This window comes from Arthrobacter sp. R-11 (assembly GCF_049913155.1).
Classification (GTDB): Bacteria; Actinomycetota; Actinomycetes; order Actinomycetales; family Micrococcaceae; genus Arthrobacter.
In genome coordinates this window covers 3237980-3253574 of sequence record NZ_CP183979.1, presented here as the reverse complement: position 1 = coordinate 3253574, position 15595 = coordinate 3237980, and the positions used below count along the sequence as shown (strand labels likewise).

Here is a 15595-nt window from a genome sequence, read left to right as displayed (position 1 = left end):
AAGAGAGAACAGGGACCACATGTCCAGCGAATCCTCCTTCGGCCTCATGCAGATCGGCCTCGCCACCGCGGAAGACATCCGCGGCTGGTCTTACGGTGAGGTCAAGAAGCCGGAAACCATCAACTACCGCACGCTCAAGCCCGAGAAGGACGGCCTCTTCTGCGAGAAGATCTTCGGCCCGTCCCGCGACTGGGAATGCTACTGCGGCAAGTACAAGCGCGTGCGCTTCAAGGGCATCATCTGTGAGCGCTGTGGCGTTGAAGTCACCCGCGCCAAGGTGCGCCGTGAGCGCATGGGCCACATCGAGCTGGCCGCGCCCGTAACCCACATCTGGTACTTCAAGGGTGTTCCGTCCCGCCTGGGCTACCTCCTTGACCTTGCGCCGAAGGACCTCGAAAAGGTCATCTACTTCGCGGCGTACATGATCACCAGCGTCGACACCGAGAGCCGCCACGCGGAACTGCCGAACCTCCAGGTCGAGCACGACCTCGAGAAGAAGCAGCTTGTCGACAACCGCGACAGCGACATCGCCACCATCGCCCGCGACCTTGAGGACGAGCTTGCCCGCCTCGAGGGTGAAGGCGCCAAGGCTGCCGACAAGAAGAAGGCCCGCGACTCCGCCGACCGCCAGATGGCAAACGTGCGCAAGCGTGCCGACGCCGAGATCGAGCGCCTCGAGCAGGTCTGGGACCGCTTCAAGAACCTGAAGGTCGCCGACCTCGAAGGTGACGAGGCCCTGTACCGCGAACTGCGTGACCGCTACGGCATGTACTTCGAAGGCTCCATGGGTGCCGAAGCGATCAAGAAGCGCCTTGAGAACTTCGACATGCAGGCAGAGGCCGAGTCCCTGCGCGACACCATCCAGAACGGCAAGGGCCAGCGCAAGACCCGCGCCCTGAAGCGTCTGAAGGTCGTCAACGCCTTCCTGACTACCAACAACAGCCCGCTCGGCATGGTGCTGGACGCCGTCCCGGTGATCCCGCCGGAACTGCGCCCGATGGTCCAGCTGGACGGTGGCCGCTTCGCGACCTCCGACCTCAACGACCTCTACCGCCGCGTGATCAACCGCAACAACCGACTCAAGCGACTGCTTGACCTCGGTGCGCCGGAGATCATCGTCAACAACGAGAAGCGCATGCTTCAGGAAGCTGTTGACAGCCTCTTCGACAACGGCCGTCGCGGCCGTCCGGTGACGGGTCCGGGCAACCGTCCGCTGAAGTCCCTGAGCGACATGCTCAAGGGCAAGCAGGGACGTTTCCGCCAGAACCTGCTCGGCAAGCGCGTCGACTACTCCGGCCGTTCGGTCATCGTCGTCGGCCCGCAGCTGAAGCTGCACCAGTGTGGTCTGCCCAAGCAGATGGCCCTGGAGCTCTTCAAGCCGTTCGTGATGAAGCGCCTGGTTGACCTCAACCACGCCCAGAACATCAAGTCGGCCAAGCGCATGGTCGAGCGCTACCGTCCGCAGGTCTGGGACGTGCTGGAAGAGATCATCACCGAACACCCGGTGCTGCTCAACCGTGCACCTACCCTGCACCGCCTCGGTATCCAGGCATTCGAACCCCAGCTTGTTGAAGGCAAGGCAATCCAGCTGCACCCGCTGGTCTGTGGCGCCTTCAACGCCGACTTCGACGGCGACCAAATGGCAGTGCACCTGCCGCTGAGCCCCGAAGCCCAGGCTGAGGCCCGCATCCTGATGCTGTCCTCGAACAACATCCTGAAGCCGTCCGACGGCCGCCCGGTCACCCTGCCTTCGCAGGATATGATCATCGGCCTGTACCACCTGACCACCAAGCGGGTCGGTTCGGCCGGCGAGGGCCGCGTGTTCTCCTCGGTTGCGGAAGCCATCATGGCTTACGACGCCCGTGAGCTGCACCTGAACTCGCAGGTCAAGATCCGCCTGGACAACTTCGTGCCGTACGCCGGCTGGGAAGCTCCTGAGGGCTGGGAAGCCGGTCAGCCGGCACTCGTGCAGACCTCGCTGGGCCAGGTCATCTTCAACCAGACCCTGCCCGAGGATTACCCCTGGGTCGAGGCTGTTGCGGACAAGGGCGAACTCTCGCGCATCGTCAACGACCTTGCCGAGCGTTACCCGAAGGTTGTTACGGCTGCCACCCTGGACAACCTGAAGGATGCCGGTTTCTACTGGGCAACCCGTTCGGGTGTCACCGTGGCCATCTCCGACATCGAGGTTCCGACGGCCAAGCCGGAGATCCTCGCCGGTTACGAGACCATGGCTGCCAAGATCCAGGGCCAGTACGACAAGGGCCTGATCGACGACGACGAGCGTCGCCAGGAACTGATCGAGATCTGGAACAAGGCAACCAACGAGATCGCCCAGGTCATGCGCGACAGCCTGTCCCCGATGAACACCATCAACCGCATGGTGTCCTCCGGTGCACGTGGTAACTGGATGCAGGTCCGCCAGATCGCGGGTATCCGTGGTCTTGTGGCCAACCCGAAGGGTGAAATCATCCCGCGTCCGATCAAGTCCTCCTACCGCGAGGGCCTGTCGGTGCTGGAATACTTCATCGCCACGCACGGTGCCCGTAAGGGCCTTGCCGATACCGCCCTGCGTACCGCCAACTCGGGTTACCTGACCCGTCGTCTGGTGGACGTTTCGCAGGACGTCATCGTCCGCGAAGAGGACTGTGGTACCGAGCGTGGCCTGATGACCGCGATCGCCGTGCCGGACTCCAATGGTGAGCTGATCCTGGACGAGAACGTCGAGAACAGCGCGTACGCACGCACCCTGGCTGTCGACGTCGTCGACTCCAACGGCACCGTGCTGGCCCCGGCCGGCACCGACTGCGGCGACGTCGTCATCGGCGAACTGCTGGCTGCCGGCATCACCCAGGTCAAGGTCCGCTCCGTGCTCACCTGTGAGTCCAAGGTCGGTACCTGTGCGCTTTGCTACGGCCGTTCGCTGGCCACCGGCAAGACCGTGGACATCGGCGAGGCCGTCGGCATCATCGCCGCACAGTCCATCGGTGAACCGGGTACTCAGCTGACCATGCGTACCTTCCACACCGGTGGTGCCGTCTCCGCCAGCGGCGGCGACGACATCACCCAGGGTCTGCCCCGTATCCAGGAGCTCTTCGAAGCCCGTACTCCGAAGGGTGTTGCGCCGATCGCCGAAGCGGCCGGCCGCATCACCATCGAAGAGTCCGAGCGCCAGATGCGCCTGATCATCACCCCGGACGACGGTTCCGAGGAGATCGCCTACCCGGTGCTGCGCCGTTCCCGCCTCCTCATCGAGGACGGCGAGCACGTCAGCGTCGGCCAGAAGCTGATCAACGGTCCGGTGGACCCGAAGCAGGTTCTGCGCATCATGGGTCCGCGTGCCGCCCAGAAGTTCCTGGTGGACGAGGTCCAGGGCGTTTACCGCAGCCAGGGCATTGGCATCCACGACAAGCACGTGGAAGTCATCGTCCGCCAGATGCTGCGCCGCGTGACCGTCATCGAATCCGGCGACTCCGAGCTGCTCCCGGGCGAGCTCGCCGAGCGTTCGCGTTTCGAAGACGAGAACCGCCGCGTGGTGTCCGAGGGTCTTACCCCGGCTTCCGGTCGTCCGGAACTCATGGGTATCACCAAGGCGTCCCTGGCAACCGAGTCCTGGCTGTCGGCCGCTTCCTTCCAGGAGACCACCCGCGTCCTGACGCAGGCGGCCATGGAAGGCAAGAGCGACCCGCTGCTTGGCCTCAAGGAGAACGTCATCATCGGTAAGCTCATCCCGGCCGGTACGGGCCTGCCCCGTTACACCGAGGTCACCGTGGAGCCGACTGAAGAAGCAAAGGCAAGCCTGTTCACGGGCCCCAGCGCCTTCACCGACTTCTCGTACGACGCCCTGGGTGGCGACGGAGCTCCCGAGTTCCACGCCATCCCGCTGGATGACTACGACCTGGGCAACGACTTCCGCTGAGCGGAAGCCTGAACCAAGCCGTCAGGCAACAGGAAGCCCCCGTGTCCACCGGACACGGGGGCTTCCCTGCTTTCGCCGTACGGAAGGTGTACGACGGCGGAAGCATCCTGCCGCCGTCGTACACCGTTTTAAGGCGGTACGGCAAGCCATGCTAGACTTTTCGTAATTGTTCTGTGTGGCAGTGGATGAAGACCGCCGCGGCATCATTTTGGTTTTGTTCTCATGATGTCCGGGTGGAGTCTGTTTCCGGGTTGCGGGCAACTTGCGCAACGAATGCCGCACTTTTGCACGCCCACCGGACCTTTGGGGACCGGAAGCTGCATGAGCAACGCCAAAGCTTCCACATCCCAGGCTGGCGCCTGGTGTGGCGGCAGAAATCAAAACAACGGAGAACACGAAAGTGCCTACGATTAACCAGCTGGTCCGCAAGGGCCGCACGCCGAAGGTCTCCAAGACCAAGGCTCCCGCGCTGAAGGGCAGCCCGATGCGCCGCGGTGTTTGCACCCGCGTCTACACCACCACCCCGAAGAAGCCGAACTCGGCCCTTCGTAAGGTCGCACGTGTGCGCCTGAACGGTGGCGTTGAAGTTACCGCCTACATCCCCGGTGTTGGCCACAACCTGCAGGAGCACTCCATCGTGCTCGTCCGCGGTGGTCGTGTTAAGGACCTCCCGGGTGTCCGCTACAAGATCGTCCGTGGTGCACTCGACACCCAGGGCGTGAAGAACCGCAAGCAGGCCCGCAGCCGCTACGGCGCAAAGATGGAGAAGAAGTAATATGCCTCGCAAGGGTCCGGCCCCCAAGCGGCCGCTCGTTTCCGATCCCGTCTACGGCTCCCCGTTGGTCACCCAGCTGATCAACAAGGTCCTGATCGACGGCAAGAAGTCCACTGCCGAGCGCATTGTCTACGGTGCTCTTGAGGGCGCCCGCGCCAAGACCGGCGGCGACCCCGTTGCCGCTCTGAAGAAGGCCATGGACAACGTCAAGCCTTCCCTCGAGGTCCGCTCCCGCCGTGTCGGTGGCGCCACCTACCAGGTTCCCGTTGAGGTCAAGCCGGGTCGCTCCACCGCCCTGGCTCTGCGTTGGCTCGTGGGCTACTCCAAGGCCCGCCGCGAGAAGACCATGACTGAGCGCCTCCAGAACGAAATCCTGGATGCCTCCAACGGTCTCGGTGCCGCTGTGAAGCGTCGCGAAGACACCCACAAGATGGCCGAGTCCAACAAGGCCTTCGCCCACTACCGCTGGTAATACTTCCGTTCGCCGCCGGCTCACTGAGCCGGCGGCGCACGCGTAGTTCATCCGAAAGGGAGACCCCGTGGCACAGGACGTGCTTACCGACCTTAACAAGGTCCGCAACATCGGCATCATGGCGCACATCGATGCCGGTAAAACCACCACTACCGAGCGCATCCTGTTCTACACGGGTGTGAACCACAAGATCGGCGAAACGCACGACGGCGCTTCGACGACCGACTGGATGGAACAGGAAAAGGAACGCGGCATCACCATCACGTCTGCCGCCGTGACCTGTTTCTGGAACAAGAACCAGATCAACATCATCGACACCCCCGGCCACGTCGACTTCACCGTTGAGGTTGAGCGCTCCCTGCGCGTCCTCGACGGTGCCGTTGCTGTCTTCGATGGCAAGGAAGGCGTGGAGCCGCAGTCCGAGACCGTGTGGCGCCAGGCTGACAAGTACAACGTGCCGCGTATCTGCTTCGTCAACAAGATGGACAAGCTCGGTGCGGACTTCTACTTCACCGTTGACACCATCATCAGCCGCCTCGGCGCCAAGCCGCTGGTCATGCAGCTGCCGATCGGTTCCGAGAACGACTTCGTCGGTGTCGTAGACCTGCTCGAAATGCGCGCCCTCGTGTGGCCCGGCGATGCCAAGGGTGACGTGACCATGGGTGCCTCCTACGAGGTCCAGGACATTCCCGCCGACCTCAAGGAAAAGGCCGAGGAGTACCGCGCCCAGCTCGTTGAGACCGTGGCCGAAGCTTCCGAGGAACTCATGGAGAAGTACCTCGAGGGCGAAGAACTCACCCTCGAGGAGCTCAAGGCCGGCATCCGCAAGATGACCGTCAACTCCGAGATCTACCCGGTCTTCTGTGGTTCTGCCTTCAAGAACCGCGGTGTGCAGCCCATGCTCGACGCCGTTGTGGACTTCCTGCCGAACCCGCTCGACGTTCCGGCCATGGTTGGTCACAACCCGCGCAACGAGGAAGAGGAACTGGTCCGTAAGCCCAGCGCTGACGAGCCGTTCTCCGCTCTGGCGTTCAAGATCGCCGCTCACCCGTTCTTCGGCCAGCTGACCTTCATCCGCGTGTACTCCGGTCACGTCGAAGCAGGCGCCCAGGTGGTCAACTCCACCAAGGGCAAGAAGGAACGCATCGGCAAGCTGTTCCAGATGCACGCCAACAAGGAAATGCCTGTTGAGGGCGCTACCGCCGGCCACATCTACGCAGCCATCGGTCTGAAGGACACCACCACGGGTGACACCCTGTGCGATCCGCAGAACCAGATCGTCCTCGAGTCCATGAGCTTCCCGGAGCCCGTGATCTCGGTGGCAATCGAGCCGAACTCGAAGGGTGACCAGGAGAAGCTCTCCACGGCCATCCAGAAGCTCTCCGCTGAGGACCCGACCTTCCAGGTCTCCCTCAACGAAGAGACCGGCCAGACCGTCATCGCCGGCATGGGCGAGCTCCACCTGGACATCCTGGTGGACCGCATGCGCCGCGAATTCAAGGTCGAGGCAAACGTCGGCAAGCCGCAGGTTGCGTACCGCGAAACCATCAAGAAGGCTGTCGAGAAGGTCGACTACACCCACAAGAAGCAGACCGGTGGTTCCGGTCAGTTCGCAAAGGTGCAGGTTTCCTTCGAGCCGATGGACACCACCGACGGCGAGTTCTACGAGTTCAAGAATGCCGTCACCGGTGGTCGTATTCCGCGTGAATACATTCCTTCGGTCGACGCCGGTATCCAGGACGCCATGCAGTTCGGTATCCTCGCCGGCTACCCGATGGTGGGCGTGCGTGCAATCCTGATCGACGGCGCTTACCACGACGTCGACTCCTCGGAAATGGCGTTCAAGATCGCCGGTTCCCAGGTGTTCAAGGAAGGTGCCCGCAAGGCCAACCCGGTGCTCCTCGAGCCGCTCATGTCCGTCGAGGTCCGTACTCCCGAGGAGTACATGGGCGATGTCATCGGTGACCTCAACTCCCGTCGTGGCATGATCCAGTCCATGGAAGATGCTGCGGGCGTGAAGGTTGTCCGTGCCAACGTTCCGCTGTCCGAGATGTTCGGTTACATCGGCGACCTGCGTTCCAAGACCCAGGGCCGTGCCGTGTACTCGATGACCTTCGACAGCTACGCGGAGGTCCCGAAGGCTGTTGCCGACGAGATCATCCAGAAGACCCGCGGCGAGTAATCAGCTTCGGAAAAACCATGGGTGCCTGCCTTCCGGCAACGCATCCGATGCAGCGGCCGGACCGGAGTCCAGGCTCCGCTCCGGCCCTGCATCAACGGATCCCGGGACCGAAATCGGTCCCTGGATCTGAAAATTTCACCAAAACCAAAGCCCCCAAGTAGACTTGCTGAAGTTCTGCCGCGAAAAGCGCGGTTGAGGAGCACGTCACTTGAAATCGTTCTAGGAGGAACCTGTGGCAAAGGCAAAGTTCGAGCGGACTAAGCCGCACGTCAACATCGGCACCATCGGTCACGTTGACCACGGTAAGACGACGCTGACTGCCGCCATTTCCAAGGTGCTGTACGACAAGTACCCGACTCTCAACGAGCAGCGCGACTTCGCGTCGATCGACTCTGCTCCGGAAGAGCGCCAGCGTGGTATCACCATCAACATCTCCCACGTTGAGTACCAGACCGAAAAGCGCCACTACGCCCACGTGGACGCCCCGGGTCACGCTGACTACATCAAGAACATGATCACCGGTGCTGCCCAGATGGACGGCGCAATCCTCGTGGTTGCCGCTACCGACGGCCCGATGGCTCAGACCCGCGAGCACGTTCTGCTCGCCCGCCAGGTTGGTGTTCCCTACCTGCTGGTCGCGCTGAACAAGTCCGACATGGTTGAGGACGAGGAACTCCTCGACCTCGTCGAAATGGAAGTTCGCGAGCTGCTCAGCTCCCAGGGCTTCGACGGCGACGACGCTCCCGTCATCCGCGTTTCCGGCCTGAAGGCTCTGGAAGGCGACCCGGTTTGGGTCAAGTCCGTTGAGGACCTGATGGAAGCTGTCGACGAGTCCGTTCCGGACCCGGTTCGTGACCGCGACAAGCCGTTCCTGATGCCGATCGAAGACGTCTTCACCATCACCGGCCGTGGCACCGTTGTTACGGGCCGCGCCGAGCGTGGCACCCTCGCCATCAACTCCGAAGTTGAGATCGTCGGTATCCGCCCGATCCAGAAGACCACCGTTACCGGTATCGAGATGTTCCACAAGCAGCTCGACGAAGCATGGGCCGGCGAAAACTGTGGCCTCCTGCTCCGTGGTCTGAAGCGCGACGATGTCGAGCGTGGCCAGGTTGTCGTCAAGCCGGGTTCCATCACCCCGCACACCGACTTCGAGGCTAACGTCTACATCCTTTCCAAGGACGAAGGCGGCCGCCACAACCCGTTCTACTCGAACTACCGCCCGCAGTTCTACTTCCGCACCACCGACGTGACCGGCGTCATCACCCTCCCCGAGGGCACCGAAATGGTCATGCCGGGCGACAACACTGAGATGACCGTTGAGCTCATCCAGCCGATCGCTATGGAAGAGGGCCTCGGCTTCGCAATCCGTGAAGGTGGCCGCACCGTTGGTTCGGGACGTGTTACCAAGATCATCAAGTAGTTTCTGCTTGTAGATTCTGAAAGGAACCCCGCCGCATTTGCGGCGGGGTTCTTTTTGTCCCCGGGAGACCCTCCGTCCTGTTGAACCCGGCCCTGATACCGTTGCAGCTGGAGAGAGGAGTCTTTAGTGGAGTTCCTGATTGTGCTTGCCGTCCTGGCCGTGGTTGCCGTCGGCATCCTGTGGGGCCGTAAGTATTTCCGGCGCGAGATCGACCGGGCGAAGCGGATCCGCAGGGCAAACAGACAGCAGTAGCGCGGATCCAGCACACACTCGCGCAAGTGGCCCTAACCGGGTTGCCCGTGCAGGCGGCTGCGGCGCGCCCGGCTGAGCGACCTGAGCCAGTAGAAGGATTCCTTGGGCGTCCTCTGCAGGGTTTCGAAGTCCACGTGGACCAGGCCGAAGCGCTGCGAGTATCCGGCGGCCCACTCGAAATTGTCCAGGAGGGTCCAGACGTAGAAGCCGAGCAGCTCGACGTCGTGGGCAATGCCGTCCGGGCCGGTGGCGGCCAGCACGTGGCCTAGATGACTGGCGAGGTACTCGATCCGGTCCTGGTCCCGCAGGGTCCCTGAAACACGGGCGGGTTCCGGGAAGCTGGCACCGCTTTCGGTGATCATCACGGGCGGCAGGGCTTGTCCGTAGCGGTCCTTGAGTGAGCGCAGCAAAGTCCCGAGATGCTCGGGGGCCACCGGCCAGCCGAAACCCGTGACTTCGTACTCGGGGAACGGCACCAGGTGGAAGGGCAGTCTGGCCATCATCTCGCTGTCACCCGCCGGTGTGCTGTGGCTGCCGCCGCCGGCCGCGATCTTGATGGGGTAGTAGTAGTTCACTCCGTAAAAATCCAGGGGCTGGTGGATAAGCCGCATGTCGTCGTCGGAGGCGTTGCCGAGCACCTTGAACCATGGTCGCACCAGTAGCGGCGGCGTCGGGTACGTTCCGGTCAGCAGCGGATCGGCAAAAATCCGGTTGACCAACAGGTCGAAGGTGGCTGCCATCAACCCGTCCCTGTAGCCGGTGCCGGCTGCGCTGACGGGTGTATGCATGTTGGCCACGCCGATGCGGCCTATTGCCCCGGCTGCACGCAGCGCCTGGACCGCAAGTCCGTGGCCCAGCAATTGGTGGTGCGCCGCCGGGAGGGCATCGAAAAGAAGCCGGTGGCCCGGCGCATGGACCCCGAGCCCGTATCCCTGCAGCGCCACCGAGACCGGTTCGTTCAAGGTGACCCACTGCGCTATGCGGTCACCCAGCCGGGCAGCGACGAGGGCGACATAGTCGCCGAAGCGTTCGGCCGTCGCGCGGTTCAGCCAGCCGCCGTCGTGCTCCAAGGCCAGGGGAGTGTCCCAATGGAAGAGGGTCGCCATGGGCGAGATGCCGGCCGCAAGCAGCTTGTCGGTCAGGCGGTCGTAGAAGTCCAGCCCCTGTTCGTTCGCGGTGCCCTTGCCGTCGGGCTGGATCCGGGGCCAGGAGAGGGAGAAGCGGTAGGAGTCGACGCCGAGCTCCCGCATCAGGGCGATGTCTTCGCCGCTGCGGTTGTAGTGATCGCAGGCGACGGCGGCAGATGCGCCGTCGCTGATCGTTCCGGGCTTCTCCGCGAACGCGTCCCAGCTGGACGGCCCCCGGCCGTCCACGTTCAGGGAACCTTCGATCTGGAACGCCGCGGTGGCTACTCCGAGGATGAACCCTGCAGGAAACAGGCCCGCAAGATGCTCTATGGTGGGTCCATTCTGGACGGTCATGCCCCCATCATGATGATCACGGTGGACGATGGCAACGGGTGCCGGCCGCCCGATTCGCATCTGCCGCCGAATTCCGGCATACTAGATGAGTTGTTCAAGCGCTCCTTCGCGTCCCGATCCGGATAATGCCGGGTGCAGGGTCCAGGCTGGAGCCCAAACATAACCCGGATCCCCCAAGGAACTATGGACTGTTTCGCGTGAAAATCGCGACACGCCCGACCGCGGGGGTCGGAGCACCGGCGGTTTGAGGAACCCGGAATTTCCGGATTCAAGCCGTGCGGTGGGTGGTGGTAGAACCTCAATTGCTTCGGCAGCCACGGAACGCAAGTAAACAGGGCAGCCCTAACCCAGGGAAGCACAGACTGAAAGAGAGTCAGGCGACATGGCGGGACAAAAGATCCGCATCCGGCTGAAGTCATATGACCACGAGGTCATTGATGTTTCAGCGCGGAAGATCGTTGAGACGGTCACGCGCGCAGGCGCAACGGTAGTGGGCCCCGTGCCGCTTCCGACGGAGAAGAACGTGTACTGCGTTATCCGCTCTCCCCACAAGTACAAGGACAGCCGTGAGCACTTCGAAATGCGTACTCACAAGCGTCTGATCGACATCATCGACCCCACGCCCAAGGCTGTCGACTCGCTCATGCGTCTCGACCTGCCGGCCGACGTGAACATCGAAATCAAGCTGTAGGGAGGTGCTGAGAGACTATGACCGCAACCCGTAACGTAAAGGGCCTGCTGGGCACGAAGCTCGGCATGACCCAGGTCTGGGACGAGAACAACAAGCTCATCCCGGTAACTGTCGTCCAGGCTGACTCCAACGTCGTCACCCAGCTGCGCAATGCAGAGGCCGACGGCTACGTCGCCGTTCAGATCGGCTACGGCCAGATCGATCCCCGCAAGGTCACCAAGCCGCTGGCTGGTCACTTTGAAAAGGCCGGCGTGACCCCCCGCCGCCACGTCGTCGAACTGCGCACTGCAGACGCCGCCTCTTACGAGCTGGGCCAGGAGCTCTCTGTTGAGCTCTTCGAAGCCGGCCAGAAGATCGACGTCGTCGGCACCAGCAAGGGTAAGGGCTTCGCCGGTGTTATGAAGCGTCACGGCTTCTCCGGTGTCGGTGCTTCCCACGGTGCGCACAAGAACCACCGCAAGCCTGGTTCCATCGGTGGCGCATCCACCCCGAGCCGCGTCTTCAAGGGCCTGAAAATGGCCGGCCGCATGGGCGCCGTACGTCACACCACGCTGAACCTGACCGTTCACGCCGTTGACGTTGAGAAGTCGCTGCTCCTTATCAAGGGTGCCGTCCCCGGTGCCCGCGGCCAGGTCGTACTCGTACGTTCCGCCGTGAAGGGAGCCTAGTTCAATGACTAGCACTGTGAAGGTAGACCTGCCTGCAGAGATCTTCGACGTCCAGACCAACGTGCCGCTGCTGCACCAGGTCGTCGTCGCCCAGCTCGCTGCCGCACGCCAGGGTACCCACAAGACCAAGACCCGCGCTGAAGTTTCCGGTGCAGGCCGCAAGCCGTTCAAGCAGAAGGGTACCGGCCGCGCCCGCCAGGGTTCGATCCGTGCTCCGCACATGACCGGTGGTGGCATCGTCCACGGCCCGACCCCGCGTGACTACGCCCAGCGCACCCCCAAGAAGATGAAGGCCGCTGCTCTCCGTGGCGCCCTGTCGGACCGCGCCCGCAACGGCCGCATCCACGTCGTCGCTGAACTGGTTGCCGGCACCAAGCCGTCCACCAAGGACGCCCTGGCGACGCTGAAGGCTGTTAGCGAGCGCAAGAACCTGCTCGTCGTGATCGAACGCGCCAACGACGTTGCTGCACTGTCCGTGCGCAACCTCGCCGACGTCCACACCCTCTACGTGGACCAGCTGAACACCTACGACGTCCTGGTTTCCGACGACGTGGTCTTCACCAAGGCTGCTTTCGAAGCGTTCGTCGCTGACAAGGCAAAGAACGAGGAGGCCGCCAAGTGAGCGTCACCACCATCAAGGACCCGCGCGACGTCGTCATCGCACCCGTCGTTTCGGAAAAGAGCTACGGCCTGATCGACGAGGGCAAGTACACCTTCCTGGTGGACCCCCGTTCGAACAAGACCGAGATCAAGCTGGCCGTGGAGAAGATTTTCTCCGTCAAGGTCGAATCGATCAACACCATCAACCGTGCCGGTAAGCGCAAGCGCACCAAATTCGGATGGGGACAGCGCAAGAGCACCAAGCGTGCGATTGTCACCCTGAAGGAAGGCACTATCGACATCTTCGGCGGTCCGCTCGCGTAGCGGAGACCACTTTAACGAGGAAATAAATTATGGGAATCCGTAAATACAAGCCGACTACCCCGGGCCGTCGTGGCTCGAGCGTAGCCGACTTCGCTGAAATCACGCGATCGACTCCGGAAAAGTCGCTGCTGCGTCCGCTGCACAAGACCGGCGGCCGTAACAACACCGGTAAGATCACCACCCGTCACAAGGGTGGTGGACACAAGCGCCAGTACCGTCTGATCGACTTCCGTCGCCACGACAAGGACGGCGTCAACGCCCGCGTTGCCGAAATCGAGTACGATCCGAACCGTACGGCTCGCATCGCCCTCCTGCACTACGTTGATGGCACCAAGCGTTACATCATCGCTCCCAACAAGCTGTCCCAGGGCGACTTTGTTGAGGCCGGTCCGGACGCTGACATCAAGCCGGGCAACAACCTGCCCCTGCGCAACATCCCCGTCGGTACCGTGATCCACGCAGTTGAACTGCGTCCGGGTGGCGGCGCCAAGATGGCCCGCTCCGCCGGTGCCTCGGTGCAGCTTGTTGCCAAGGAAGGCCGTTTCGCCCAGCTGCGTCTGCCCTCCGGTGAAATCCGCAACGTCGACGTGCGCTGCCGCGCAACCGTCGGCGAGGTCGGCAACGCCGAGCAGTCGAACATCAACTGGGGCAAGGCCGGCCGTATGCGCTGGAAGGGCGTCCGCCCGACCGTGCGTGGTGTGGCCATGAACCCGGTTGACCACCCGCACGGTGGTGGTGAAGGTAAGACCTCCGGTGGTCGTCACCCGGTCAACCCCAACGGCAAGCCCGAGGGCCGTACCCGCCGCCCCAACAAAGAGAGCGACAAGCTTATTGTTCGTCGCCGCCGTACTGGCAAGAACAAGCGATAGGAGCCTGGACACATGCCACGCAGCCTGAAAAAAGGTCCTTTCGTTGACCAGCACCTCTTTGTGAAGGTCGCCAGGGAAAACGAAAAGGGCACCAAGAACGTCATCAAGACCTGGTCCCGCCGTTCGATGATCATCCCGGACATGCTGGGTCACACGATCGCCGTTCACGACGGACGCAAGCACATTCCGGTGTTTGTCACTGAGTCGATGGTCGGGCACAAGCTCGGCGAATTCGCTCCCACGCGGACTTTCCGCGGCCATGTCAAGGACGACCGTAAGGGCAAGCGCCGCTAAGGCGCTCGCTCTACGGCTAAGACGAGAGAAGGAAAGCAATGGAAGCCAAGGCTATTGCGCGTCACATCCGCGTAACGCCTATGAAGGCCCGGCGCGTCGTCAACCTTGTTCGTGGCAAGCAAGCGAACGAGGCTCTGGCAATTCTGAAGTTTGCCCAGCAGGCAGCTTCGGAGCCGGTATTCAAGGTAGTTCAGTCGGCAATGGCAAACGCCCGGGTCCTCGCGGACCGCGACGGTGTTGCCTTCGACGAGGGCGACCTCTACATCAGCGAAGCGTTTGTTGACGAGGGCCCGACCATGAAGCGGTTCCAGCCGCGTGCACAGGGTCGCGCCTACCAGATCAAGAAGCGCACGAGCCACATCACCGTGGTAGTCGCTACCCCGGAGAAAGAGGAGGCTCGCTAAGTGGGACAGAAAGTAAACCCGCACGGGTTCCGACTCGGTATCACCACCGATCACGTTTCGCACTGGTTCGCTGACAGCACCAAGAACGGCCAGCGGTACAAGGACTTCGTTCGCGAAGACATCCGCATCCGCCAGCTCATGTCCACGGGCATGGAGCGCGCCGGCATCGCCAAGGTCGAGATCGAGCGCACCCGTGACCGCGTCCGCGTGGACATCCACACGGCACGTCCGGGCATCGTCATCGGCCGCCGCGGCGCCGAGGCAGACCGCATCCGCGGCGAGCTCGAGAAGCTGACCGGTAAGCAGGTCCAGCTGAACATCCTCGAGGTCAAGAACCCGGAGATCGAAGCACAGCTGGTTGCCCAGGGCGTTGCTGAGCAGCTGACTTCCCGCGTGGCATTCCGCCGTGCAATGAAGAAGGCAATGCAGTCCGCACAGCGTGCGGGTGCCAAGGGCATCCGTATCGCCTGCTCCGGTCGACTGGGCGGCGCGGAAATGTCCCGCTCCGAGTTCTACCGCGAAGGCCGTGTGCCGCTGCACACCCTGCGCGCGAACATCGACTACGGCTTCTACGAAGCCAAGACCACCTTCGGCCGCATCGGCGTGAAGGTCTGGATCTACAAGGGCGACGTCACTGCCAAGGAACTGGCTCAGCAGGCAGCTGCTGCTCCGTCCCGCGGCCGTGCCGGCGACCGCCCGGGTCGCCCGGGTGGCGACCGCCGTCGTCGTAACGACCGTCCGGCAGCTGAAGCAGCACCCGCTGCTGCTGAAGCTCCGGCTGCTGAAGCTGCTGCTCCGGCAGCAGAAGGAGGACAGGCTTAAATGCTTATCCCACGTCGAGTCAAGCACCGTAAGCAGCACCACCCGGGTCGTTCCGGCGCTGCCACGGGCGGCACCAAGGTCAACTTCGGTGAGTTCGGTATCCAGGCCCTGAGCCCGGCGTACGTGACGAACCGTCAGATCGAATCCGCCCGTATCGCGATGACCCGCCACATCAAGCGTGGCGGTAAGGTCTGGATCAACATCTACCCGGACCGTCCGCTGACCAAGAAGCCGGCCGAAACCCGTATGGGTTCCGGTAAGGGTTCTCCGGAATGGTGGGTCGCAAACGTCAAGCCGGGCCGGGTTCTCTTCGAACTCTCCGGTGTCAATGAAGAGGTAGCTCGCGAGGCACTGCGCCTGGCAATCCACAAGCTGCCGTTGAAGGCACGCATTGTGCGTCGCGAAGGTGGTGAATAGAA

Annotated in this window: 16 protein-coding genes; 15 read left to right on the top strand and 1 reads right to left on the bottom strand. The window is 62.8% G+C overall.

Translation table 11 applies throughout. The annotated features are described in order from the left end of the window. Nucleotides 1–19 precede the first annotated feature (19 nt). From ACN9M4_RS14775 to ACN9M4_RS14750, 6 genes are all read left to right on the top strand, one after another. Complete coding sequence (locus ACN9M4_RS14775; protein WP_426299116.1) at nt 20–3919, top strand: DNA-directed RNA polymerase subunit beta'; 3900 nt, start codon at nt 20–22, stop codon at nt 3917–3919. Between the two features lie 400 nt (nt 3920–4319). After that, a complete protein-coding gene (gene rpsL / locus ACN9M4_RS14770) occupies nt 4320–4694 on the top strand; it encodes a 30S ribosomal protein S12 (RefSeq protein ID WP_009358312.1) in 375 nt (124 codons plus the stop codon). Between the two features lies 1 nt (nt 4695). Beyond that, on the top strand, nt 4696–5166 hold the full coding sequence (gene rpsG / locus ACN9M4_RS14765) for a 30S ribosomal protein S7 (protein ID WP_021472399.1): 471 nt from the start codon (nt 4696–4698) through the stop codon (nt 5164–5166). Nucleotides 5167–5233: 67 nt separating this feature from the next. Continuing rightward, nucleotides 5234–7348: an elongation factor G gene (fusA, locus tag ACN9M4_RS14760; protein ID WP_426299113.1), complete on the top strand. Its 2115-nt coding sequence runs from the start codon at nt 5234–5236 to the stop codon at nt 7346–7348. 232 nt (nt 7349–7580) lie between these two features. Then, on the top strand, nt 7581–8771 hold the full coding sequence (gene tuf, locus ACN9M4_RS14755; protein WP_070350356.1) for an elongation factor Tu: 1191 nt from the start codon (nt 7581–7583) through the stop codon (nt 8769–8771). Between the two features lie 126 nt (nt 8772–8897). Further along, a complete protein-coding gene (locus ACN9M4_RS14750; protein WP_426299111.1) occupies nt 8898–9023 on the top strand; it encodes a hypothetical protein in 126 nt (41 codons plus the stop codon). Between the two features lie 32 nt (nt 9024–9055). On the opposite strand, the gene ACN9M4_RS14745 is transcribed toward ACN9M4_RS14750, so the two are convergent. Continuing rightward, nucleotides 9056–10504 (bottom strand): GH1 family beta-glucosidase, encoded by a 1449-nt coding sequence (locus ACN9M4_RS14745; RefSeq protein WP_426299109.1) that lies wholly within the window; start codon nt 10502–10504, stop codon nt 9056–9058. 382 nt (nt 10505–10886) lie between these two features. Between ACN9M4_RS14745 and rpsJ the strand changes: the two genes are divergently transcribed. The 9 genes from rpsJ to rplP are packed head-to-tail and all read left to right on the top strand — an operon-like array spanning nt 10887 to nt 15593. Continuing rightward, a complete protein-coding gene (rpsJ, locus tag ACN9M4_RS14740) occupies nt 10887–11195 on the top strand; it encodes a 30S ribosomal protein S10 (protein WP_003803825.1) in 309 nt (102 codons plus the stop codon). Nucleotides 11196–11212: 17 nt separating this feature from the next. Then, entirely contained in the window at nt 11213–11863 is a 651-nt protein-coding gene (gene rplC / locus ACN9M4_RS14735) for a 50S ribosomal protein L3 (protein WP_074587815.1), read from the top strand. Between the two features lie 4 nt (nt 11864–11867). Continuing rightward, nucleotides 11868–12485, top strand: coding sequence for a 50S ribosomal protein L4 (rplD, locus tag ACN9M4_RS14730; protein WP_426299106.1), 618 nt, complete (start codon nt 11868–11870; stop codon nt 12483–12485). Further along, nucleotides 12482–12787 (top strand): 50S ribosomal protein L23, encoded by a 306-nt coding sequence (rplW, locus tag ACN9M4_RS14725; RefSeq protein ID WP_070350360.1) that lies wholly within the window; start codon nt 12482–12484, stop codon nt 12785–12787. Before rplD ends, rplW begins: the two co-directional genes overlap by 4 nt. A gap of 29 nt (nt 12788–12816) precedes the next feature. Next, nucleotides 12817–13656: a 50S ribosomal protein L2 gene (gene rplB, locus ACN9M4_RS14720; RefSeq protein WP_074587812.1), complete on the top strand. Its 840-nt coding sequence runs from the start codon at nt 12817–12819 to the stop codon at nt 13654–13656. A gap of 12 nt (nt 13657–13668) precedes the next feature. Further along, a complete protein-coding gene (gene rpsS / locus ACN9M4_RS14715; protein WP_003803803.1) occupies nt 13669–13950 on the top strand; it encodes a 30S ribosomal protein S19 in 282 nt (93 codons plus the stop codon). Between the two features lie 38 nt (nt 13951–13988). After that, nucleotides 13989–14354 (top strand): 50S ribosomal protein L22, encoded by a 366-nt coding sequence (gene rplV / locus ACN9M4_RS14710; protein WP_074587810.1) that lies wholly within the window; start codon nt 13989–13991, stop codon nt 14352–14354. After that, nucleotides 14355–15176 carry a 30S ribosomal protein S3 gene (rpsC, locus tag ACN9M4_RS14705; protein WP_070350364.1) on the top strand — a complete coding sequence of 274 codons (822 nt, stop codon included), beginning with the start codon at nt 14355–14357 and terminating at the stop codon, nt 15174–15176. Then, complete coding sequence (gene rplP, locus ACN9M4_RS14700; protein WP_070350365.1) at nt 15177–15593, top strand: 50S ribosomal protein L16; 417 nt, start codon at nt 15177–15179, stop codon at nt 15591–15593. It begins immediately after the preceding gene. Nucleotides 15594–15595: the final 2 nt, after the last annotated feature.